The following is a 23,539-nucleotide window of genomic DNA, read 5'->3' on the forward strand; positions in this document are numbered from 1 at the left end:
GCATGGGGGGAGATTGACGCCGTGTCGATCTTCTGCCGGGGAGGGGCCGGTCGCCCCATATTTCCGGGAGGTCTCAACTCGGAAAAGACCCGCGGGCAAACCTGCATTCGATCTTGCTCCGCTGGCGGGAAGTGGACTATACCTGTCGGCATCCGCCCAGTCGTTCGACGGCCGCGGACAGGCATGTACCAGGGGGAATCGGGCGTCGGCGGCCGTTTACAAGGGCAGGGATCGCCGCGTTGACCCACTGAATCCCTCATGCACGACCCCAGCTTGACCTAACCGCGGTGCCGGGGAGGATCCGGTTCACCGCCTGAGTCCTGGAGAAGGCGAGGACTTGAGCATGGGATCCACTTCCGCCGATAACGGCAACAACGAGGGTTTCGGACGCCGTGACCTGATCAAGAGGTCCGCAGCGCTCGGCCTGATTTCCGTACCGACGATGAGCTTCTTGTCCGCTTGCGCGAGCAGCGACAGCGGTTCCGATGACAAGGCCAAGGCCGGCAAGAAGACCACGAAGAACCCGCTGGGCGTCAACGAGACGGCCCCGCTCTCCGTCGTCATCTTCGACGGCGGATTCGGTACGAAGTACGCGACCGACGCCAACGCCCAGTACAAGGCGGCGCACCCCAAGGCCAAGATCAATTTCCATGCGACCCAGAAGATCCAGTCCGAACTGCAGCCCAAGTTCAACGGTGGCACCCCGCCGGACCTGATCGACAACTCCGGTGCCCAGCAGATGGACATGGGCGTGCTCGTCGGTAAGAAGCAGCTCACCGACCTGACCCCGCTCCTCGACGCGCCCTCCGTCGACGACCCCTCGAAGAAGGTCCGCGACACGCTGCGCCCCGGCATCGTCGAGATGGGCCAGTTCGACGGTTCGCCGGTGTGGATCATGTACTACGCGTACACCGTCTACGGCGTCTGGTACTCGCAGACCGCCCTTGACAAGCTCGACTCGACGTACCCCGAGGACTGGGACGCGATGCTCGCGCTGTGCGAGAAGGCGAAGAAGAAGGGCATCGCCGGCTGGACGTACGCGGGCAAGTATCCGTACTACCTGCCGTTCTCGCTCTACCCCTTCATCGCCAAGATCGGCGGCCGTGAGGTTCTCGACAGGATCGACAACCTGGAGCCCAACGCCTGGAAGGACCCGGCCGTCAAGTCCGCGTTCGAGGCGTACTACGAGCTCTACAAGAAGGGCTACATCCTCAAGGGCACCCCGGGCATCGACCACATCCAGTCACAGACCGCCTGGGCCAAGGGCAAGGCGCTCTTCATCCCGAACGGCTCCTGGGTGGAGAACGAGTCCGCGAACGTCATCCCGAAGGACTTCAACCTGGCCGTCAGCGCTCCGTCCGGCCTCGACAGCTCCGACAAGCTGCCGTTCGGCACCATCTGGGCCTCCGGCGGCGAGCCGTTCATCGTGCCGGCCAAGGCGAGCAACCCCCAGGGCGGCATGGAGCAGTTGCGCATCATGCTCAGCGAGGCCTCGTCGAAGAACTTCACCGGTCAGGTGAAGTCGCTGACCGCCTACAACGGCGGCACCGACGGCGTCGCCCTGACCCCGGGCCTCAAGTCCGGTGTCGCGGCCCTGGAGAAGGCCGGGACCAATGTGGTCAACCCGCGGCTGCAGGACTGGTACGTGAAGCTTCAGAAGGAGCAGATCGGTGTTTCCGGTCTCGGCGAGATGATGGCAGGGCGGCTGACCCCGGCCGAGGCCATCAAGAAGATCCAGGGCTACGCGGACGCGGCGGCCAAGGACCAGTCCATCAAGCACTACAAGCACCAGTAGCGGCGTGTGTCCACGCGTCGCCGGCGGCGGCATGCGCGAAACGATCGGGGTCGGTGACCATGCAACACGGCAAGTACCGGTTCATCGTGGGGTTCTTGGTGGCCCCCTTGGCGTTGTACGCGATCTTCGTGATCTGGCCCTTCGTCCAGGCCATCTACTACTCGTTCACGGACTGGACCGGTCTGAGCCCCGACTTCAAGATGGTCGGTTTCGCCAACTACACCAGAATGCTGCACGACGACATCTTCTGGAAGTCGTTGCAGCACAGTCTGGTGTTCGCGCTGCTGCTGCCGCTGGTGACGCTGGGCCTCGCGCTCTTCTTCGCCTTCATGCTCAATGTCGGTGGGCGGCGCCGAAAGGGCGCCGCTATCACCGGGGTGCGCGGTTCGGGTTTCTACAAAATCGCGTATTTCTTCCCGCAGGTGCTGTCGATCGCGATCGTTTCCCTGCTTTTCCAGTTCGCCTACAACCCCAACGACGGTGTCATCAACGGGACGTTGAAGGCCATCGGCCTCGGCAGTGTCCAGCCGGACTGGCTGGGCGACCCGGACCTCGCCCTGTGGTGTGTGATGGCGGTACTGCTGTGGAGCACGGTGGGGTTCTTCGTCGTGCTGTTCTCGGCGGGCATGGCGTCGATTCCGAAGGACTTCTACGAGGCCGCGCTGCTCGACGGCGCGAGCCGCGCGACCACCTTCTTCAAGATCACCCTTCCGCTGCTCTGGGACACCGTGCAGTCGGGATGGGTGTACATGGGGATCCTCGCGCTCGGCGCTGAGGCGTTCGCCGCCGTGCAGATCATGACCGTGGGTCCCGGCGGCCCCGACTACTCGACCACGGTCCTTCCGCTGTACGTGTACCAATCGGCGTTCCGTGACGCGAACGCCGCCTACGCCACCACGATCGGTGTCGCGCTCCTCATCGTCACGCTGCTGTTCGCGGCGGTCGTGATGCGACTGGGCCGGCGCGAGCGGTTGGAGTTCTAGCATGAAGACCACTGACACCCCGCCGCCCGTGGAACCGGTCGAGGACCGTCCTCGGACGGCCATGGTGAAGGCACCACCGGAGAAGGCGAAGAGCAGTGAGGGCGGCGTTCTCAACGCTTTCTCGCACGGCATCCTCATCATCTGGGCGATCATGGTCGTACTGCCCCTGCTGTGGGCGGTGATGACGTCCTTCAAGGACGACGACTCCATTTTCAGCTCGCCCTGGTCGCTGCCGGACAAACTGCATTTCGACAACTGGTCGCGCGCCTGGTCGCAGGCGCACATGAGCGACTACTTCGGCAACACGCTCATCGTGGTGGGTTTCTCGCTGGCCGGCACGCTCGTGCTCGGCTCGATGGCGGCGTACGTCCTCGCGCGATTCGATTTTCCGGGCAACCGTTTCATCTACTTCCTCTTCGTCGGAGGAATGAGCTTCCCGATCATGCTGGCCCTGGTGCCGTTGTTCTACGTCTTGAACAACATGCGTCTGCTGAACACGCTGCCGGGTCTGATCCTCGTCTACATCGCCTACTCGCTGCCGTTCACCGTCTTCTTCCTGACCTCGTTCTTCAGGACTCTGCCGACGTCGATCGCCGAGGCGGCGTTCGTCGATGGCGCCTCGCACACCCGGACCTTCTTCCAGATCATGCTGCCGATGGCCAAACCGGGCCTGATCAGCGTCGGGATCTTCAACTTCCTGGGCCAGTGGAACCAGTACATGCTCCCGACGGTGCTGAACACCGACCCCGACAAGAAGGTCCTCTCCCAGGGCCTGGTCGAACTGGCGACCAGTCAGGGGTACAAGGGCGACTGGTCGGGGCTTTTCGCGGGCCTGGTGATGGCCATGCTCCCGGTACTGGCCGCGTACATCATCTTCCAGCGACAGGTGGTCCAGGGGCTGACGGCCGGGGCTCTCAAATAGGCCGGACTACGAATTTCGCCGGTCCAGGCGGGCTCCGGAGGCGCGCAGAATCCTTGAGGCATTGAGGCATTGAGGCATTGAGGCATCGGCCGGCTCCCCGCCACGGCCCTGGCCCCGAACACGAGGAATTCCCCGGAGCACGTATTCCCCTCCCGCACACGCGGGAGGGGAATACGCATGCCCGGGTCCCCCGTACGCGGCCGCCTCAATCGGCTCCTCCTGTACGGAGAGGCTTTGTGGGGCCCGCGTCCCGCCGGTCGGCGCCGTGGTCTTGATCCTGTACGGCGCGGGCGGTGACAACTTGTGATCAGCAGGGATGTGACCCGGGTCATAGAAGGATCTGCGTCACAGTCTGTACCGCACATGTGTGCTCATCCGCGCCGGATGCGGCTCAACCTCTTGACGGGAGGTAACCCAAACAGCTCAGCTTAGAGTTCACTAGTTGGACAAAGGCGGGGCCTCACCGTGGCGGCCTCGTACGCGGGAGGTCGTCGTGGAGACTCCAGGGTCGCAGTCGTCGCTGCACCGAGCCAATCTGGAGCGCGTCGTGCGAGCGGTGCGCCTTGCCGGATCGCTCACGCAGGCGGAGATCGCGAGGACGACGGGCCTGTCCGCCGCGACCGTTTCCAATATCGTCCGGGAGCTGAAGGACAGCGGAACGGTCGAGGTCACACCCACTTCGGCGGGTGGCCGCAGGGCCCGCAGCGTGTCCCTGAGCGGTGACGCCGGCATCGTCATCGGAGTCGACTTCGGTCATACGCATCTACGGGTCGCGATCGGCAACCTCGCCCACCAGGTGCTGGCCGAGGAGTCCGAGCCGCTGGACGTGGACGCCTCGGCCGCCCAGGGGTTCGACCGGGCGGAGGAGCTGGTCAGCCGCCTGATCGCGGTGACCGGGGTGGACCGTACCAAGATCGCTGGTGTGGGGCTCGGGGTGCCCGGCCCGATCGACGTCGAGTCGGGGACCCTGGGGTCCACCTCGATCCTGCCGGGCTGGACCGGCGCGCGGCCCGCCGAGGAGCTGCGGGGGCGGCTCGGCGTGCCCGTGCACGTGGACAACGACGCCAATCTGGGCGCGCTCGGGGAGCTGGTCTGGGGCAGTGGCCGCGGGGTCAGGGACCTGGCGTACATCAAGGTCGCCAGCGGTGTCGGCGCAGGCCTGGTGATCAGCGGAAAGATCTACCGCGGGCCGGGCGGCACGGCAGGTGAGATAGGGCACATCACCCTCGACGAATCCGGCCCTGTCTGCCGCTGCGGCAACCGGGGCTGCCTGGAGACCTTCACGGCGGCCCGGTACGTGCTGCCGCTCCTGCAGTCCAGTCACGGCACCGACTTGACCATGGAGGGCGTGGTCAGGCTGGCCCGGGACGGCGACCCGGGCTGCCGGCGGGTGATCGCCGATGTCGGACGTCACATCGGGAGCGGTGTGGCGAATCTCTGCAATCTGCTCAACCCGAGCAGAGTGGTGCTCGGCGGAGATCTCGCCGAGGCCGGGGAACTCGTCCTGGGGCCCATCAGGGAGTCCGTCGGGCGCTACGCGATTCCCAGTGCCGCACGTCAACTGTCGGTGCTTCCAGGGGCACTTGGCGGTCGCGCGGAGGTTCTCGGAGCGCTCGCGCTCGCGCTCAGCGAGATGGGCGATTCGACCCTTTTGGACGGATCGCTGTCTGCGGCCACTCCTGCCTTCACTTAGAGAACGCATGGCACCGTTGCCATCTCGTTAAGTATTTACTTCTTGACGTCGCACGTGTGGCCGAGTTGACTTCCAGCCACCTCGGCCGCAACGACGCGGCCTCGTCAGGGAGGTTTCTGAAGTGAACACGCGTATGCGTCGTGCCGCCGTTGCCGTTGCCGCTGGTGCGATGGCCGTCTCGCTGGCCGCCTGTGGCAGTGCCAAGGAGTCCAGCGACAAGAGCGACAGCTCTAGCTCCGCCAAGAAGGGCGACGCGATCAAGGTCGGTCTGCTCCTTCCCGAGAACCAGACCGCGCGTTACGAGAAGTTCGACAAGCCCCTGATCGAGAAGAAGATCAAGGAGCTCACGAACAACAAGGGCGAGGTCGTCTACGCCAACGCCAAGCAGGACGCCAGCACGCAGAACCAGCAGGTCGACACGATGGTCACCAACAAGGTGGACGTCCTGATCGTCGATGCTGTGGACGCCGCGGCCATCAAGAGCTCGGTCCAGAAGGCCAAGGACGCCGGCATCCCGGTCGTGGCCTACGACCGTCTCGCGCAGGGTCCGATCGACGCCTACACCTCGTTCGACAACACGACGGTCGGCAAGACCCAGGGCCAGGCCCTCCTGGACGCCCTCGGCGCCAAGGCCAAGTCCGGCAAGATCGTGATGATGAACGGGTCGTCCACCGACCCGAACGCCGCCCAGTTCAAGGCCGGTGCCCACTCCGTCCTCGACGGCAAGGTGACCGTCGGCAAGGAGTACGACACCAAGGACTGGAAGCCGGAGAACGCCAACGCCAACATGGAGGGCGCCATCACCGCCCTCGGCAAGAAGAACATCGTCGGCGTCTACTCCGCCAACGACGGCATGGCCGGCGGTATCATCACCGCCCTCAAGGCCGCCGGCATCTCCGTCCCGGTCACCGGCCAGGACGCCGAGCTCGCGGGTGTGCAGCGCATCCTCGCGGGTGAGCAGTTCATGAGCGTCTACAAGCCGTACGCCCCCGAGGCCGACGCCGCCGCCGAGATGGCCGTCGCGCTCGCCCAGGGCAAGTCGCTCTCCACGGTCGCCAAGGACAAGGTCGACAGCCCCACCACGAAGGCCGTCCCCTCGGTGCTCGTCCCGGTCACCTCGCTGACCAAGGACAACATCAAGGACACCGTCATCAAGGACGGCGTCTACTCGATCAGCGAGATCTGCACGGGCGCCTACAAGGCCAAGTGCGACGCGCTCGGCATCAAGTAAGCCGCCGCAGGTCTTCGACCGTGCAAGGGAATTCGGACCTGAATTCCCTTGCCGGACCTGCGTGATCTAAAGCCCCTCCGGCGCCCCGCATCCATCAGCCCCGCAAAGCTAGGGCGGGGCGCCGGACGGAACACTCCACAAACTTCTGCACAACCTCCCGCCGGGTCAGGCGGCGAAGGAGATGGTTAACGTGTCCGCTACGCCTGTTCTGGCGTTGCGCGGGGTCTCCAAGCGATTCGGTGCCGTCCAGGCGCTCACCGATGTCGAGCTTGAGGTCCACGCCGGCGAAGTGGTCGCCCTGGTGGGCGACAACGGTGCCGGAAAGTCCACACTGGTGAAGACGATCGCCGGTGTGCACCCCATCGATGAAGGCGCCATCGAGTGGGACGGCAAGTCCGTCCACATCAACAAGCCGCAGGACGCCCAGGGCCTCGGAATCGCGACCGTCTACCAGGACCTCGCGCTCTGCGACAACATCGACGTCGTCGGCAACCTCTACCTGGGCCGGGAGCTGAAGAAGCGCGGCATCCTGGACGAGGTCGAGATGGAGCGCCGCTCGCGCGAGCTGCTGGACACGCTGTCCATCCGCATTCCCAGCGTCCGTATCCCGATCGCCTCGCTCTCCGGCGGTCAGCGCCAGACCGTGGCGATCGCCCGTTCGATGCTCGGCGAGCCCAAGCTCGTCATCCTCGACGAGCCCACCGCGGCCCTCGGTGTCGAGCAGACCGCCCAGGTCCTCGACCTGGTCGAGCGGCTGCGCGAGCGCGGCCACGCGGTCATCCTCATCAGCCACAACATGGCGGACGTCAAGGCCGTGGCCGACAAGGTCGCCGTCCTGCGCCTCGGGCGCAACAACGGCATCTTCGAGGTCAAGTCGACCTCGCAGGAAGAGATCATCTCCGCCATCACGGGCGCCACGGAGAACGCCGTGACCCGTCGTGCGGCGCGCAGCAATGGGGAGGCTCAGAAGTGAGCATCGACAAGACCTCTGAGACCCCCGAGGACCACGCCGTGGAGAACCCCGAGGCGGCCGCCGCGGCGGTCACCGTGGTCGACCCCCGGCTCCTCGTCCGCGAGCAGGGCCTCGCGGGTTACCTGTCCGAGTTCAAGCGGAAGATGAAGGCCGGCGACCTCGGCTCGATGCCGGTCGTCATCGGTCTCATCATCATCTGGATCATCTTCCAGAGCCTGAACTCCAACTTCCTCACCGCGGGCAACCTGTCCGACATCTCCGTCGCCATGGTCGGCACGGGCATGATCGCGGTCGGTATCGTCTTCGTCCTGCTGCTCGGCGAGATCGACCTGTCGGTCGGCTCCGTCTCGGGTGTCGCGGGCGGCGCCTTCGCGGTGCTGAACGTCACGCACGGCATGAACGAGTGGCTGGCCTTCGTGCTCGCCATCCTCACCGGCACGGTCGCCGGCGCGATCCACGGCTTCGTCTTCGCGCGCATCGGTGTGCCGGCCTTCGCCGTCACTCTGGCCGGTCTGCTGTTCTGGAACGGCTTCATGCTCCAGATCCTCGGCAGCAGCGGCACCATCAACCTGGACAGCGAAGGCCTCGTGGCCAAGCTGACCAGCTACTACTTCACCGATGTGGCCGCCGCCTACGTGCTCGCCATCGGCGTCACCGCGGTGTTCTTCCTGACCTCGTTCTACAGCAACAAGCGCCGTGAGGCCGCGGGCGTCCCGTCCCAGCCGCTGAGCGAGACCATTCTGCGCACCGCGCTGCTGGCGGTCGTCGCCTTCGCCGTGGCGATCACCTACAACCAGTACAAGGGTCTCCCGCTGGCCGTGGTGATCTTCATCGCGGTGCTGCTGGTCACGGACTTCGTGCTGCGCCGTACCGCGTACGGCCGGAAGATCTTCGCGCTCGGTGGCAGCGTCGAGGCCTCCCGGCGTGCCGGTATCAACGTCGAGATGGTCCGGATCTCGGTCTTCGCGATCTCCGGTACCTTCGCCGCCATCGGCGGTCTGTTCATCGCCTCGAAGATCGCCTCCGCCAACCAGGGCGCGGGCGGCGGTGACCTCCTGATGAACGCCATCGCGGCGGCCGTCATCGGTGGCACCAGCCTCTTCGGTGGCCGTGGTCGCACCTGGAACGCGCTGCTCGGTGTGCTGGTCATCGTCTCGATCCAGTACGGCCTGGCCCTGCAGGGCATCGCCTCGCCGGTCCAGTACATGATCACCGGTGGTGTGCTGCTCGCCACCGTCGTCATCGACGCGGTGACCCGCAAGACCCAGAAGTCGGCCGGGCGCGCGTAGCGGCTGACGGGGAGGGCCCGCCGTCGCGGCCCTCCCGGATCTGTGCCCGGCACCACCACTGGTGCCGGGCACAGTCATGTCCGCACCTGGGTACCTGGCTACTCCGAACGGGTGACATGGACCCCCGGGGCCGGGCGCCGGGCGAAAAGGCGGAACATTAGACTCGACAAGCCCGGCAAAGCTCGAACAGCTCTACCTGCAAGGAGGCACGGGTGCCGCTGCTGACCCGCATCACGGGACCGCGCGATCTGGACCGGCTCAGCCTGGAGCAGCTGGACCAGCTGGCCGGCGAGATCAGGACCTTTCTCGTCGACGCGGTCTCCAAGACCGGCGGCCACCTCGGCCCCAACCTCGGTGTCGTGGAGCTCACCATCGCGCTGCACCGCGTCTTCGAGTCGCCCAAGGACCGGGTGCTGTGGGACACAGGTCACCAGTCCTACGTCCACAAGCTGCTCACCGGCCGTCAGGACTTCTCGAAGCTGAAGATGAAGGGCGGCCTGTCCGGCTACCCCTCGCAGGGCGAGTCCGAGCACGACGTGATCGAGAACTCGCACGCCTCGACGGTCCTCGGCTGGGCGGACGGCCTGGCGAAGGCCAACGAGGTCCTCGGCAGGAACGACCACGTGGTCGCCGTCATCGGTGACGGCGCGCTCACCGGCGGTATGGCCTGGGAGGCGCTGAACAACATCGCGGACGCCAAGGACCGCCCGCTGGTGATCGTCGTCAACGACAACGAGCGTTCGTACGCCCCGACGATCGGCGGCCTCGCGAACCACCTGGCGACCCTGCGCACCACGGACGGCTACGAGCGCTTCCTCGCCCGCGGCAAGGACCTCCTGGAGCGCACACCGGTCGTCGGCAAGCCGCTCTACGAGACCCTGCACGGCGCCAAGAAGGGCCTCAAGGACTTCATCGCCCCGCAGGGCATGTTCGAGGACCTCGGCCTGAAGTACGTCGGCCCGATCGACGGCCACGACATCGAGGCCCTGGAGTCGGCGCTCGCCCGCGCCAAGCGCTTCGGCGGCCCGGTCATCGTGCACTGCCTCACCGAGAAGGGCCGCGGCTACCAGCCCGCCCTGCAGGACGAGGCGGACCGATTCCACGCCGTCGGCAAGATCCACCCCGACACGGGCCTGCCGATCGCCTCCTCCGGTGCCGACTGGACCTCCGTCTTCGGCGACGAGATGGTCAAGCTCGGCCAGGAGCGCAAGGACATCGTCGCCATCACGGCCGCCATGCTCCAGCCGGTCGGCCTCGAAAAGTTCGCCAAGGCCTTCCCCAAACGGGTGTACGACGTCGGCATCGCCGAGCAGCACGCCGCCGTCTCCGCGGCCGGCCTCGCCACCGGCGGCCTGCACCCCGTCTTCGCCGTCTACGCGACCTTCCTCAACCGCGCCTTCGACCAGGTCCTGATGGACGTGGCCCTGCACAAGTGCGGTGTCACCTTCGTCCTGGACCGCGCGGGCGTCACCGGCACCGACGGCGCCTCGCACAACGGCATGTGGGACATGTCGATCCTCCAGGTCGTCCCCGGCCTCCGGCTCGCCGCGCCGCGTGACGCCGACCAGGTCCGCGCCCAGCTGCGCGAGGCCGTCGAGGTCGACGACGCGCCGACGGTGGTCCGCTTCTCCAAGGGCGCGGTCGGCCCGGCCGTGCCCGCCGTGGGCCGGATCGGCGGCATGGACGTCCTGCGCGAGGCCGGTACCGACATCCCGGACGTCCTCCTCGTCTCGGTCGGCGCGCTCGCGCCGATGTGCCTGGAGATCGCCGGTCTCCTCGACAAGCAGGGCATCACCACGACCGTCGTCGACCCGCGCTGGGTCAAGCCGGTCGACGAGGCCATGGCGCCGCTCGCCGAGCAGCACCGGGTGGTCGTCACCGTCGAGGACAACTCGCGCGTCGGCGGTGTCGGCTCGTCGATCGCGCAGGCCCTGCGCGACGCGGGAGTCGACGTCCCGCTGCGCGACTTCGGCATCCCGCCGCGCTTCCTCGACCACGCCTCCCGCGCCGAGGTCATGACGGAGATCGGTCTGACCGCCCCGGACATCGCCCGCCAGGTCACCGGCCTCGTCGCCAAGCTCGACGGGCGCTTCGAGCGCACCGCCGCGCACGCCGTGGACTCGGTGGAGCCAGCGCGCGACTGACACCCGGGCCGCAGGCCCATCGGGCCGGTTCCAGCACCCTGTACGGGTGGTGGAACCGGCCCGTTCGCGTGAATCCGTCCGCGCCGGGGCATGCGCCGTACACGCCCCCTCGATCATGTCGAGGACGTCAAGCGTGGAGGTAGGCCCGTGAGCAGCAACCTCTTCAGGACCAAGAAGATCGAACAATCGATCCTGGACACCGAGGAGCCGGAGCACGCACTCAGGAAGTCGCTGTCCGCTCTGGACCTCACGGTCTTCGGCGTCGGTGTCATCATCGGCACCGGCATCTTCGTCCTCACCGGCAAGGTCGCCAAGGAGAACGCGGGTCCCGGGGTCTCGCTCGCGTTCATCGTGGCGGGCGTCGTCTGCGGCCTGGCCGCGCTGTGCTACGCGGAGTTCGCGTCCACGGTCCCGGTGGCGGGGTCCGCGTACACCTTCTCGTACGCCTCGCTCGGCGAGCTGCCCGCCTGGATCATCGGCTGGGACCTGGTGCTGGAGTTCGCGCTCGGCACGGCGGTGGTGGCGGTCGGCTGGTCGGGGTACGTGCGCTCACTGCTGGACAACGCCGGCTGGCATCTGCCCGACTACCTCAGCGGGCGCGACGGGGCCACCGGGTTCGGGTTCGACGTCCTCGCCGCCGCGCTGGTGCTGGTGCTCACGGCCATCCTGGTCATCGGCGTGAAGCTGTCCGCCCGGGTCACCACGGTCGTCGTCGCGATCAAGGTCACCGTGGTGCTGATCGTGATCGTCGCGGGCGCCTTCTTCATCGTCGGCGACAACTACGAGCCGTTCATCCCCAAGGCGCGGGCACAGGAGGCGGGCAGCAGCCTCAAGGCCCCGCTCATCCAGCTGCTGTCCGGCTACACACCCACCGACTTCGGCGTGATGGGCATCTTCACGGCCGCCTCCGTCGTCTTCTTCGCCTTCATCGGCTTCGACGTCGTGGCCACCGCCGCCGAGGAGACCAAGAACCCGCAGCGGGACATGCCGCGCGGAATCCTCGGCTCCCTGTTCATCTGCACCGCGCTCTACGTCGCCGTCTCGATCGTCGTCACAGGCATGCAGAAGTACACCCGGCTGTCGATCGACGCCCCGCTCGCCGACGCCTTCAAGGCGACCGGGCACCCCTGGTACGCGGGCGTGATCAGCTTCGGCGCCGCCGTCGGACTGACCACGGTCTGCATGATCCTGCTCCTCGGCCAGACCCGGGTCTTCTTCGCGATGAGCCGCGACGGGCTGCTGCCGCGGTTCTTCTCCCGCGTCCACCCGAGGTTCCGCACCCCGCACCGGCCGACCATCCTGCTCGGCGTGATCATCGCGATCCTCGCGGGCTTCACGAGCCTGAGCGAACTGGCCGAACTGGTCAACATCGGCACGCTCTTCGCCTTCGTCGTCGTCGCGACCGGCATCATCATCCTCCGCCACACCCGCCCCGACCTGCACCGCGCCTTCCGCACGCCGCTGGTGCCGCTGGTCCCGGCGCTGTCGGTGCTCGCCTCACTGTGGCTGATGGTGAACCTGCCCACGGAGACCTGGCTGCGGTTCCTGATCTGGATGGCGGTCGGCTGCGTCGTCTACTTCCTGTACGGACGCTCGCACAGCCGTCTCGGGCTGCAGCGCAAGGCCGCGGAGGGCGAGGCGGGGAAGGCGCCGGGATCCAACGGGGCGTGAGCGGCCCGCCGAGGGGTGTCGCTTGCCCCGGTGGGGGGTGCGGGGCCGGATAGCGTGCACCGTATGCGCGCCGGGCTCCTGGACACATCACGTACCGCCACCGGGTCCCGGATGCAGGGCGGCGGCTACTGGAGACGGCTGCTGCCCGTCCTCGCGGTGCTGGTCGCCCTCACCCGGATCCCCTCCTTCGTACGGCCCCTGTGGAACCCGGACGAGGGCTATCTCGCCGTGCAGGCCCGGATACTGGCGGGCGGGGGAGAGCTCTACCGGACGGTCGTGGACCGCAAGCCGCCGCTCGTGCCGTGGCTGTACGAAGGCGCCTTCGCGGTGTTCGGCTCCGGGTCGCTGACATCGGTCAGGGTGCTGGCGGTGGTGGCCCAGCTGTCGACCGCCGTGCTGCTGGCCTCCCTGGCCCGGCACCGCTGGGGCGACCGGTCCGGGCGCACGGCGGGCGTCCTGTACGCGCTGGTGTCGATCGGGCTCAACCCCGAGGACGCGCAGGCCGCCACCTTCGAGGTGTTCATACTGCCCTGCACTGCCGCCGCGATGTGGTGCGCCGACCGGCGCCGCTGGGGTGCGGCGGGAGTCGCCGTCGCCTGCGCGTTCCTGGTCAAGCAGACCGGCGCGGCCGTCCTCGTCCCGGTGCTCTGGCTGCTGTGGCGCCACGCGGAGTCCCCCCGAAGAGGACTGCTGCGCACGGGAGTCGGCGCCCTCGTCCCGGTGGCGGCCGTGGCACTGCTCACCGACCCTGCGGGCCTGCTGTTCTGGACCGTCACCGGCTCGGGGGCCTACGCCTCCTTCACCGGCTCGGAACTCCACGTCCTGGGCCGGGGGCTGGCCAACGCGGCGATCCTGGCGGTGGCCTGCGCGGGGCTGATCCCGCCGGTCCTGCGGATGCTGCGGGTCGCCCGCACGGGCTCGGCCGACCTGTGGCTGTGGCTCGGCTCGTCGACGGCGGCCGTTCTGGCCGGCTTCCACTTCTTCGGCCACTACTACCTGCAACTCATCCCGCCCGCGGTGCTGTTGGCGACCGCCGCGCTGCGGATCCTGCCCCGCGAGCGCCTGCTGACCGCGGTCTTGACCTCGGTCTGCTGCTGTGCGCTGTTCCTCGCCTGGGGTCTGCTCGCGCCGCGCCCCGAACTCGCCCACTCCCAGCGCCTCGCCGCCGCCGTCGCCCACCGCACCCGGCCCGGGGACCGCGTGCTCGTGTGGGGCATACACCCGGAGACGTACTGGCTGGCGGACCGCGCCCCCGCCACCCGCTATCTGACCGCGGGTCTCCTCACCAACTACAGCGGTGGCCGCGAGGGACCGGAGGTCGGCGAGAAGTACGCCGTCGAGGGCGCCTGGCCGGTGTTCCGGGCGGAGTTGACGGCCCGCCCGCCGGTCCTCGTCGTCGACGACTCCCGCGGCAGGCCGTACGCGCCGGACCGGGTGCCGTCGCTGCGCCGGCTGCTGGCCGCGGGGTACGAGGAGGCGGGCACCGTGGACGGGGCGGTGCTGTACACGCGTACGGGCGCCCAGGACTGACCGCGTGCCCCGCGGAGGCGGTCGTCAGGGCCCCGCCACACCCGCGGCGGGGCCGGGCCGCCTACGGGCCGTGTACGGGCGTCAGGGCGCCATCAGGCCACGCGGGTGGGACGGCTGGGCGCGAGGGACACGTGCGGGTGGCAGGGCGTCATCGGGCCGCGGGCCGGCCGTCCGGGCGCCGACGTCACGTACCGGGGGCAGGACCTCGGGACGGGGCGGGCGCCGGACCGTGCCGAGGGCCGGTACCCGCCCCCGTACCGCTCGCGTGCCGTGCCCGGCGGTACGGTTCAGGATCCGTCCCGTACCGCCCGCGGCCCCGTCACCCCGGCGCCCGCCGCGGTGACCCTGCGCCGTAGTTCACGGTCCGCCGTGACGACCAGGCGCGGGCGGTCACGGGCCTCCGCCACCAGCGCCACGATGTGGTCGTCCCCGCTGCCGGGGGCCGCCTCGACCCTCACGCCCGCCACCGACTCCACGCCCCTGGCCGCGCCCTCGACCACGAGGACGAGTTCCACCGGTCCGTCGTGGCCCGGCAGCCCCTCCCTGGCGAGCCGGTCCCGCAGCCGCTCCGCGGCGCCCCGGCGGTCGCGCCACCAGCCGTCGGGCACGGAGCCGACGACATTGGCACCGTCGATGATCACGAGCAGGGGGTCGTCCATGGGGCCAGGGTCGCACGCGCCGCCGCCGCCCACGGATGGCTGCCGGGCCCCTGGTGAGGGTCACAGGGCTCCGGCTTAGAGTGAACCGGTGAACGGCGAATGGCTCAGACGCGGTCGCGACGGCAGGCTCAGTGTGTACCTGCTGTCGGATGCCGCCGTCCTCTGCCGGGCGGAGCGCGGGCCCGGCAGTTCCTGGGACCCCGCGCGCGCCGTGGGCGGCGACCAGCGTCTGCACCCCGTGCTCGCGGTCGGCCAGGGTGCGGACGGCTACACCCACCTCGTCTCCTGGCGCCCCACGGTGACCGGAGAGTCGGGGCTCGTCCACTCCACGCACTTCCGGCCACGGCTGTCCGCCCTCGACTGGACCCCGATCGGACACCCCAACAAGAAGGGCGACCGGACCGGCGACCCGGCAGTGGCGGTCGACGCCCGGGGCCGCGCCCATGTCTTCGTGCGCAACAGCGGCGGCGGGGTCAGCATGGTCGCCCAGAAGGAGAAGGGCGGCTGGGATCCGTGGCGCGACCTCAAGGGAAGCGCCGTACAGGACGATCTCGCGGCCGTGACGGGGGAGTCCGGGCTCGTCGAGCTGTTCGCGGCGGTCCCGGACGGGATTCTGCACTGGCGCCAGGAGGAGCCGGGCGCGCGACCGGTCATGGAGGAGGCCCTGGAGGCGTCGGTACGCCCCGGCACCCTGCGGGCGCTCGCGACGTCGCCCGAGTCCAGCACGCTCTTCTACACCGACGAGGCGGGTGACCTGTGCGCCTGGCGGCCGGGTGCCAAGCCCGTACCGCTGCTGCCGTCCGTCGGACCCGGTCCCGTGTCCGTCATCCGCTGCGAACTCGACGGCTTCGACTGCACGTTGCTCGCGCAGTGCTCCGCGAGCGGACGGATCGCGTTCGCCGCGTACCCGACCGAGCAGGAGTCGGCGGGGGCCTGGTGGACCGAGTCGGGCCCCCGGCTGCCCGCCGGCGCGACGGTGTCGATGGCGCAGGACGAGGATGGCCGGGTGGTCGCGGCCGCCCTCACGCCGGGCGCGGACGAACTGCTGCTGACCCGCCGCAAGGACGAGCCGGGACTGGCCCTGGAGGCATGGCGCCCGGTCTGACCGCGCCCCACCCGTCGGCCTGGCGGGGGCCCTGTGCTCTGGACCACAACGGCCTGTCCCGTCGGCCTGACGCCCTTTTCCTTTCGGGCGGAACGGCTTGTCCCGTCGGCCCGACCACCCTTTTCCCTCGGCCCGAACGGTCCGTCCCGTCGGCCCGAACGGCCTCGCCCTCGAACTCCGGCCGTCAGGAGCGCCCCTCAGGGGCGCGGGGAACGGCGCGCCCAGCCCCCACCACCCGCACCCGAAGAAGCGGACGGGGCGGCCGGGGAGCGCGAACGCACGGGTGCCCCGCACACCAGGACGGCGTACGGGGCACCCGGAAAACAGCGGAGCGCCTACGCGGGGACGGAAGCCACGCCCGTCTCCAGGAACCGCTTCCCGTTCACGCGCTCGGAGACGCCCTCACGGTCCAGGTACGGAGTGATGCCGCCCAGGTGGAAGGGCCAGCCCGCGCCGGTGATCAGGCAGAGGTCGATGTCCTGCGCCTCGGCGACGACACCCTCGTCGAGCATGAGCCCGATCTCCTGGGCGACGGCGTCCAGGACGCGGTCACGGACCTGCTCCTCGCTGAGGACGGAGTCGCCCTGCTGGAGGAGCGCGGCGACCTCGGGGTCCAGCTCCGGCTTGAAGTCGTTCTCGGCGGAGTAGACGTAGAAGCCGCGCTTGCCCGCCTTGACCACGGCCGCGAGGTTCGCGGAGACCGTGAAACGGTCCGGGAAGGCCCGGTTGAGGGTCTCCGAGACGTGCAGGCCGATCGCGGGGCCGACCAGTTCGAGAAGGACCAGCGGGGACATCGGCAGGCCCAGGGGCTCCACCGCCTTCTCCGCGACCGCGACCGGGGTGCCCTCGTCGATGACGTTCTGGATCTCGCCCATGAAGCGGGTGAGGATGCGGTTGACGACGAACGCCGGGGCGTCCTTCACCAGGACCGCGGTCTTCTTCAGCTTCTTGGCCACGGCGAACGCCGTGGCCAGGGAGGCGTCGTCGGTCTGCTCGCCGCGCACGATCTCCAGGAGCGGGAGGATCGCGACGGGGTTGAAGAAGTGGAAGCCGACGACCCGCTCGGGGTTCTTCAGCTTCGACGCCATCTCGGTCACCGACAGCGAGGAGGTGTTGGTGGCGAGGATCGCGTGCGCCGGGGCGACCGCCTCGACCTCCGCGAACACCTGCTGCTTGACGCCGATCTCCTCGAAGACGGCCTCGATGATGAAGTCGGCGTCGGAGAAGCCCTCGGCCTTGTCCAGCACACCGGAGACCAGGGCCTTGAGGCGGTTGGCCTTGTCCTGGTTGATACGGGACTTCGACAGCAGCTTGTCGATCTCCGCGTGGACATAGCCCACGCCCTTGTCGACGCGCTCCTGGTCGATGTCCGTCAGAACGACGGGTACTTCGAGGCGGCGCAGGAAGAGCAGGGCGAGCTGCGAGGCCATCAGGCCCGCGCCCACGACGCCGACCTTGGTGACCGGACGGGCCAGGGACTTGTCCGGGGCGCCGGCCGGGCGCTTGCCGCGCTTCTGCACCAGGTTGAACGCGTAGATGCCGGAGCGCAGTTCGCCGCCCATGATCAGGTCGGCGAGCGCCACGTCCTCGGCGTCGTACCCCTTCTGGAGGTCGCCGTCCTTGGCCGCCTCGATGATCTCCAGCGCGCGGTACGCGGCCGGAGCCGCCCCGTGCACCTTGCTGTCCGCGATGGAGCGCCCCCGGGCGACGGCCTGGTCCCAGGCCTCGCCGCGGTCGATCTCCGGGCGCTCGACGACGATCTCGCGCTTGAGCACGGCCGCCGTCCACAGCAGCGACTGCTCCAGGAAGTCGGCACCCTCGAAGAGGGCGTCCGCGATGCCCAGTTCGTAGACCTGCTTGCCCTTGAGCTGCTTGTTCTGGTTCAGCGAGTTCTCGATGACGACCGAGACGGCCTTGTCGGCGCCGATCAGGTTCGGCAGCAGCGTGCAGCCGCCCCAGCCCGGGACCAGGCCGAGGAAGACCTCGGGCAGCGAGAAGGCCGGCAGGGCCGCGGAGACCGTGCGGTACGAGCAGTGCAGGCCGACCTCGACGCCGCCGCCCATCGCCGCGCCGTTGTAGTACGCGAAGGTCGGCACCGCCAGCGCGGACAGCCGCTTGAAGACCTCGTGGCCGCCCTTGCCGATGGCGAGCGCGTCCTCGTGCCTCTTCAGCAGCTCGACGCCCTTGAGGTCGGCGCCGACCGCGAAGATGAACGGCTTGCCGGTGACGCCGGCACCGACGATCTCGCCGGCCGCCGCCTCCTTCTCGACCTGGTCGATCGCGGCGTTCAGGTTCGCCAGCGAGGCCGGGCCGAAGGTGGTCGGCTTGGTGTGGTCGAAGCCGTTGTCGAGGGTGATGAGCGCGAAACGGCCCGCGCCGAACGGCAGGTCCAGGTGACGTACGTTCGCGGACGTCACGACCTCGTCGGGGAACAGCTCGGCCGCGCCCTTGAGGAGTTCGGTGGTGCTCACTTGTCGCCTCCGGCGTCCTTGTGGTGCGGGTTCTCCCAGATCACCGTGGCGCCCATGCCGAAGCCGACGCACATGGTGGTGAGGCCGTAACGGACCTCCGGCTGCTCCTCGAACTGGCGGGCCAGCTGCGTCATCAGACGGACGCCGGAGGAGGCGAGGGGGTGGCCGTAGGCGATGGCGCCGCCGTACTGGTTGACGCGCGCGTCGTCGTCGGCGATGCCGTAGTGCTCAAGGAACGCGAGCACCTGGACGGCGAAGGCCTCGTTGATCTCGAAGAGGTTGATGTCCTCGATCGACAGACCGGCCTTCGCGAGGGCCTTCTCGGTGGCCGGGATCGGGCCGTAGCCCATGACCTCCGGCTCGACGCCCGCGAAGGCGTACGAGACGAGGCGCATCCGCACCGGCAGGTCGTGCTCGCGGGCGAAGTCCTCGGAGGCGATGATCGACGCGGTCGCACCGTCGTTGAGACCGGCCGCGTTGCCCGCGGTGACCCGGCCGTGGACGCGGAAGGGCGTCTTGAGGCTCGCCAGGTTCTCCAGCGTCGTTCCCGGGCGCATCGGCTCGTCGGCGGTGACCAGGCCCCAGCCCGTCTCACCGACCTCCGCGTTGGTGTTGCGCACCGAGACCGGCACCAGGTCCTGCTGGATCTTGCCGTTGGCGTACGCCTTGGCGGCCTTCTCCTGCGAGCGCACCGCGTACTCGTCGGCGCGCTGCTTGGTGATCGTGGGGTAGCGGTCGTGCAGGTTCTCGGCGGTCATGCCCATGAAGAGGGCGGACTCGTCGACCAGCTTCTCGCTGACGAACCGCGGGTTCGGGTCCACGCCCTCGCCCATCGGGTGGCGGCCCATGTGCTCGACACCACCGGCGATGACGGCGTCGTACGCGCCGAAGGCGATGGAGCCCGCGGTGCTGGTGACGGCGGTCAGCGCACCCGCGCACATGCGGTCGATGGAGTAGCCGGGCACCGACTGGGGGAGCCCGGCGAGGATGCCGGCCGTGCGGCCCAGCGTCAGACCCTGGTCACCGATCTGCGTGGTCGCGGCGATGGCGACCTCGTCGATCTTCTTCGGGTCGAGGCCCGGGTTGCGGCGCAGCAGCTCCCGGATGGCCTTCACGACGAGGTCGTCGGCGCGGGTCTCGTGGTAGATGCCCTTCGGGCCCGCCTTGCCGAACGGGGTGCGGACGCCGTCGACGAAGACGACGTCCCTGACGGTACGAGGCACGATGGCTCTCCTCCAGATGCGGGATGGCACTGCTGCGCGGCGCACACGCCTGAGCGCGCGCTCACCTCTCCATGCTACTTACGAGTAACCACCCTGCCCAGCCCCGGCGCCGGGAGCGGCGAACGTCACACGGGAGCGAGGTCGCGCGAGAGCGCCGCGCGGGGGCCGGGCTCGCGACCGGGGCCGTCGCTCCTGTGAAGGGACCACTCGTCACAACGAGCGGCTCGTCCCTTTTTGTCCGTGCGCCGTCCGGAGATCTTGGCGTGATATCGACGTCGCCGTTCCGGTTCGCGGGGCTGCTCGGGGCCCGTCGGAGGGTGATTCCGGCACGCGCGGGGCCAGGCGGGGGAACGGCGCGCACGGCGCGGTGGAGGCGTGCGTGCCCTGGAGGAGGCGGCCGGGGAGCGTGGCGCGGGCGGGCGGGCGGACGGCGTGCGCGACGAGGGGGGCGCGGGTCGGGCGCCGCGAGCGGACGGATGGCGGCCCTGCGCCCCGGAGGGGCGCGGGCCGGTCTCCCGTGCGGTCCCGGCCCGTCAGTCCTCGGTGGACAGCGAGGCCACCAGGACCGGCGTCACCTGTTCGACCTGCCAGGGCCGGGCACCGTACCCGGCGAGCGCGGCGGCCACGGAATCCGCGTCCGGTGCCGTCGGCGGCTTCCAGCACACCCGCCGCACGGTGTCCGGGGTGATCAGGTTCTCCTGCGGCATGTTGAGCTGTTCGGCCAGTGCCGACACGGCGGCGCGCGCGGCGGAGAGCCGGGCGGCGGCGGCCGGGTCCTTGTCGGCCCAGGCGCGCGGCGGCGGCGGGCCGGTCACCGGCTGCCCCGGCTGCGGCAGCTCGGCGTCGGGCAGCGCCTTGGCGCGGTCGACCGCGGCCTGCCACTGCTCCAGCTGGCGCCGCCCCATGCGGTGGCCGTAGCCGTTCAGCGCGGACAGGGCCTGCACGTTGGGCGGCAGGGAGAGCGCGGCCTCGACGATCGCCGCGTCCCCGAGGACCTTGCCCGGCGAGATGTCGCGGCGCTGGGCGACCCGGTCCCGGGTCTCCCACAGCTCCCGTACGACCGCCATCTGACGGCGGCGGCGCACCTTGTGCATCCCGGACGTACGGCGCCAGGGGTCCTTGCGCGGCGGCGCGGGCTCGGCCTGCGCGATCGCGTCGAACTCCTGCTGGGCCCAGTCCAGCTTGCCCTGCCGGTCGAGCTCCTTCTCCAGGGCGTCGCGCAGGTCGACGAGCAGTTCCACGTCGAGCGCGGCATAGCGCAGCCACGGCTCCGGGAGGGGGCGCGTGGACCAGTCGACCGCGGAGTGTCCCTTCTCCAGGACGAAGCCGAGGACGCTCTCGACCATCGCGCCGAGGCCCACCCGGGGGAACCCGGCGAGACGGCCGGCGAGCTCGGTGTCGAAGAGCCGCGTCGGCACCATGCCTATCTCGCGGAGGCAGGGCAGGTCCTGGGTGGCGGCGTGCAGCACCCACTCCGCTCCGGAGATCGCCTCGCCGAGGCCGGACAGGTCGGGGCAGGCGACGGGATCGATCAGGGCGCTGCCCGCGCCCTCGCGGCGCAACTGCACGAGGTAGGCGCGCTGGCCGTACCGGTAGCCGGACGCGCGTTCGGCGTCGACGGCCACCGGGCCGGATCCGGCGGCGAACGCGGCGATCACCTCGGCGAGCGAGGTCTCGTCGGCTACGACGGGCGGAATGCCCTCTCGGGGCTCGAGCAAAGGGATCGGCGCCGATTCGACGTCGTCCGGAGGGCCGCCTCCGGTGGTTCGCAGTGAGCTGTCTTCTGCGGTCTCTTGGGCGTCGGTCACCTGTCAAGGGTATCCGTGTATGGACTACGCCCGCCGACGGAACGTTCCGTCGACGGGCGTATGAGGGTCGTAAACCAGTCAGGTCGGTGAAAGATCGCGTTCACGAACGGGTGGACGGGGTGCGGTCGGGCGTTCCCGTACGCGGGGTCAGTGGATGATCCCCGTCCGCAGGGCCACCGCCACCATGCCGGCGCGGTCACCCGTGCCGAGCTTGCGGGCGATGCGGGCGAGGTGGCTCTTGACGGTCAGGGCGGACAGGCCCATGGAGACGCCGATGGCCTTGTTCGACTGGCCCTCCGCGACCAGCCGGAGCACCTCGACCTCACGGCCGGAGAGCTCGCGGTAGCCGCCCGGGTGGCTCGGGGCACCCGGGGGGCGGCGGTGCATACGGGCGGCGGCCGAGCCGATGGGCGCGGCGCCGGGCCGGGTGGGGAGCCCGACGTTGGTGCGGGTGCCGGTGACGACATAGCCCTTGACGCCGCCCGCGAGGGCATTGCGTACGGCGCCGATGTCGTCGGCGGCGGAAAGGGCGAGGCCGTTGGGCCAGCCGGCGGCCCGGGTCTCGGACAGCAGGGTGAGCCCGCTGCCGTCGGGAAGGTGGACGTCGGCGACACAGATGTCGCGCGGGTTGCCGATTCGGGGGCGGGCCTCCGCGACGGACGACGCCTCGATGACGTCGCGCACTCCGAGCGCCCAGAGGTGGCGTGTGACGGTGGAACGGACCCGTGGGTCGGCCACGACCACCATGGCGGTCGGCTTGTTCGGGCGGTAGGCGACCAGGCTTGCGGGCTGCTCGAGGAGAACGGACACCAGGCCTCCTGGGGTGCGGGACGGGACCGGCTCTGGGGATGAAGCCGGGACGAACCGTGCTTTCAAGGTCACAGACGTCTTCGGCACCAAACCCGTTCTCCTTTAGAGAATGATCACGATTTGGTGAGTAACAATCCGTGCAATTCGGACACGCGATCGATCATCCGAAGATCGAACCGAGTCGTTCCGTGTCACGACACGGCTGAAAGTGGCCGTATCGACAAAGCCTCGGCAAGGAGTTCGGCAAGGCGTGTGGCGTTCGCGCACCTGTCCGTGCCCCTTCCTCGCCCGGCCGGCGAACGGTCCCACTCACAGCACACCCACAGCCCGTCCACAGTCCCCCCATGACTCGCCCACAGCCCAGGCATCAGTCCGCGCACAAGAAAGTGCCGCCCGGCATGGGGGCGGTTGGCTGCCCGGAGCTGAGCGGTGCGGGGACGGCGTGGTACGGCGGTGGGGGGAACGGCGCGGCGAGGGGGCGGCGAGACGGCCGGGGGTGCGGTGAGCGGCTCGGCGAGTGCCCCGGCGAGTGTGCACCGCCGCGTGCTCAGCGCGAGTGGGGGTCCCGGCGCTGCGGGAGTGTCACCACCGAGGCGTCGCCCGGTCCGGCCGGCGGCAGGCCCGCGATCTGGCAGAGCAGATCGCACCAGGCGGCGAGATGCGCGGCCGTGTCCGGTACGCCGCCCAGTCCCTCGCGCGGCGTCCACGAGGCGCGGATCTCGATCTGGGACGCGGACGGACGCTCGGACAGCCCCCCGAAATAGTGCGAGCTCGCCCGGGTGACGGTGCCGCTCGGCTCCCCGTACGACAGCCCGCGGGCCTGCAGCGCGCCGGTCAGCCACGACCAGGAGACGTCGGGGAGCAGCGGGTCGGTGGCCATCTCCGGCTCCAGCTCGGCGCGGATCAGTGTCACCAGGCGGAAGGCACCCTGCCAGGCCTCGTGTCCCGCCGGGTCGTGCAGCAGGACCAGCCGGCCGTCCGCGAGATCCTCGTCCTCGGCGACGACCGCGGCCTCCAGCGCGTACGAGTACGGGGCCAGGCGCTGTGGCGGACGCGTCGGGTCGATCTCGATCTCCGGACGCAGCCGTGCCCCCTTCAGCGCGTCGACGGCGGCCCGGAACGGCAACGGAGCAGTCTCCTTCGCATCTTGGTCCCCCTCCTTGGCATCGTCCATTCCCCCAGTGCCGTCCGACAGTCGTCCCTGAGCCGCAGCCATGCGGGGAAGATTAAGG

Annotated in this window: 17 protein-coding genes; 11 read left to right on the forward strand and 6 right to left on the reverse strand. The window is 69.5% G+C overall.

Annotated elements, in window-relative coordinates:
• Positions 1-343: 343 nt before the first annotated feature.
• From ngcE to HEP85_RS29860, 10 genes are all read left to right on the forward strand, one after another.
• Positions 344-1,795, forward strand: coding sequence for an N-acetylglucosamine/diacetylchitobiose ABC transporter substrate-binding protein (gene ngcE, locus HEP85_RS29815; protein ID WP_168530649.1), 1,452 nt, complete (start codon positions 344-346; stop codon positions 1,793-1,795).
• Between the two features lie 59 nt (positions 1,796-1,854).
• Positions 1,855-2,778 (forward strand): carbohydrate ABC transporter permease, encoded by a 924-nt coding sequence (locus HEP85_RS29820; protein WP_168534153.1) that lies wholly within the window; start codon positions 1,855-1,857, stop codon positions 2,776-2,778.
• A 1-nt stretch (position 2,779) separates the two neighbouring features.
• Positions 2,780-3,700: a carbohydrate ABC transporter permease gene (locus tag HEP85_RS29825; protein ID WP_168530650.1), complete on the forward strand. Its 921-nt coding sequence runs from the start codon at positions 2,780-2,782 to the stop codon at positions 3,698-3,700.
• A gap of 493 nt (positions 3,701-4,193) precedes the next feature.
• Positions 4,194-5,393 carry an ROK family transcriptional regulator gene (locus HEP85_RS29830; protein WP_168530651.1) on the forward strand — a complete coding sequence of 400 codons (1,200 nt, stop codon included), beginning with the start codon at positions 4,194-4,196 and terminating at the stop codon, positions 5,391-5,393.
• Positions 5,394-5,526: 133 nt separating this feature from the next.
• Positions 5,527-6,624, forward strand: coding sequence for a substrate-binding domain-containing protein (locus HEP85_RS29835; protein WP_168534155.1), 1,098 nt, complete (start codon positions 5,527-5,529; stop codon positions 6,622-6,624).
• A 181-nt stretch (positions 6,625-6,805) separates the two neighbouring features.
• Positions 6,806-7,597, forward strand: a complete 792-nt coding sequence (locus HEP85_RS29840) for an ATP-binding cassette domain-containing protein (protein ID WP_168530652.1) — start codon at positions 6,806-6,808, stop codon at positions 7,595-7,597.
• Complete coding sequence (locus tag HEP85_RS29845; RefSeq protein ID WP_168530653.1) at positions 7,594-8,886, forward strand: sugar ABC transporter permease; 1,293 nt, start codon at positions 7,594-7,596, stop codon at positions 8,884-8,886. The genes HEP85_RS29840 and HEP85_RS29845 overlap by 4 nt, the downstream gene beginning before the upstream one ends.
• A gap of 212 nt (positions 8,887-9,098) precedes the next feature.
• Positions 9,099-11,030 carry a 1-deoxy-D-xylulose-5-phosphate synthase gene (gene dxs / locus HEP85_RS29850; protein ID WP_168530654.1) on the forward strand — a complete coding sequence of 644 codons (1,932 nt, stop codon included), beginning with the start codon at positions 9,099-9,101 and terminating at the stop codon, positions 11,028-11,030.
• 147 nt (positions 11,031-11,177) lie between these two features.
• Positions 11,178-12,701 carry an amino acid permease gene (locus tag HEP85_RS29855; protein ID WP_168530655.1) on the forward strand — a complete coding sequence of 508 codons (1,524 nt, stop codon included), beginning with the start codon at positions 11,178-11,180 and terminating at the stop codon, positions 12,699-12,701.
• A gap of 63 nt (positions 12,702-12,764) precedes the next feature.
• Positions 12,765-14,231 (forward strand): glycosyltransferase family 39 protein, encoded by a 1,467-nt coding sequence (locus tag HEP85_RS29860; RefSeq protein ID WP_168530656.1) that lies wholly within the window; start codon positions 12,765-12,767, stop codon positions 14,229-14,231.
• Between the two features lie 287 nt (positions 14,232-14,518).
• On the opposite strand, the gene HEP85_RS29865 is transcribed toward HEP85_RS29860, so the two are convergent.
• Positions 14,519-14,890: an NYN domain-containing protein gene (locus HEP85_RS29865; protein ID WP_168530657.1), complete on the reverse strand. Its 372-nt coding sequence runs from the start codon at positions 14,888-14,890 to the stop codon at positions 14,519-14,521.
• An 88-nt stretch (positions 14,891-14,978) separates the two neighbouring features.
• Between HEP85_RS29865 and HEP85_RS29870 the strand changes: the two genes are divergently transcribed.
• A complete protein-coding gene (locus HEP85_RS29870) occupies positions 14,979-15,995 on the forward strand; it encodes a hypothetical protein (RefSeq protein ID WP_168530658.1) in 1,017 nt (338 codons plus the stop codon).
• A 335-nt stretch (positions 15,996-16,330) separates the two neighbouring features.
• Here HEP85_RS29870 and HEP85_RS29875 read toward each other — a convergent pair whose 3' ends face one another.
• The 5 genes from HEP85_RS29875 to HEP85_RS29895 all read right to left on the reverse strand — a co-directional run bounded on the left by HEP85_RS29875 (position 16,331) and on the right by HEP85_RS29895 (position 23,481).
• Positions 16,331-18,466 carry a 3-hydroxyacyl-CoA dehydrogenase NAD-binding domain-containing protein gene (locus HEP85_RS29875; protein ID WP_168530659.1) on the reverse strand — a complete coding sequence of 712 codons (2,136 nt, stop codon included), beginning with the start codon at positions 18,464-18,466 and terminating at the stop codon, positions 16,331-16,333.
• The gene (locus tag HEP85_RS29880) at positions 18,463-19,689 is read right to left on the reverse strand and encodes an acetyl-CoA C-acyltransferase (RefSeq protein WP_168530660.1); all 1,227 of its coding nucleotides are present in this window, start codon (positions 19,687-19,689) and stop codon (positions 18,463-18,465) included. The genes HEP85_RS29875 and HEP85_RS29880 overlap by 4 nt, the downstream gene beginning before the upstream one ends.
• 533 nt (positions 19,690-20,222) lie before the next feature.
• Positions 20,223-21,497 (reverse strand): ribonuclease D, encoded by a 1,275-nt coding sequence (locus HEP85_RS29885; RefSeq protein ID WP_168530661.1) that lies wholly within the window; start codon positions 21,495-21,497, stop codon positions 20,223-20,225.
• Between the two features lie 147 nt (positions 21,498-21,644).
• Positions 21,645-22,307 (reverse strand): response regulator transcription factor, encoded by a 663-nt coding sequence (locus HEP85_RS29890; protein WP_019073943.1) that lies wholly within the window; start codon positions 22,305-22,307, stop codon positions 21,645-21,647.
• 547 nt (positions 22,308-22,854) lie between these two features.
• Positions 22,855-23,481 (reverse strand): DUF3000 domain-containing protein, encoded by a 627-nt coding sequence (locus tag HEP85_RS29895; RefSeq protein ID WP_211118260.1) that lies wholly within the window; start codon positions 23,479-23,481, stop codon positions 22,855-22,857.
• Positions 23,482-23,539 lie beyond the last annotated feature (58 nt).

Source organism: Streptomyces sp. RPA4-2 (assembly GCF_012273515.2).
In the GTDB taxonomy this organism is placed as follows: domain Bacteria; phylum Actinomycetota; class Actinomycetes; order Streptomycetales; family Streptomycetaceae; genus Streptomyces; species Streptomyces kaempferi.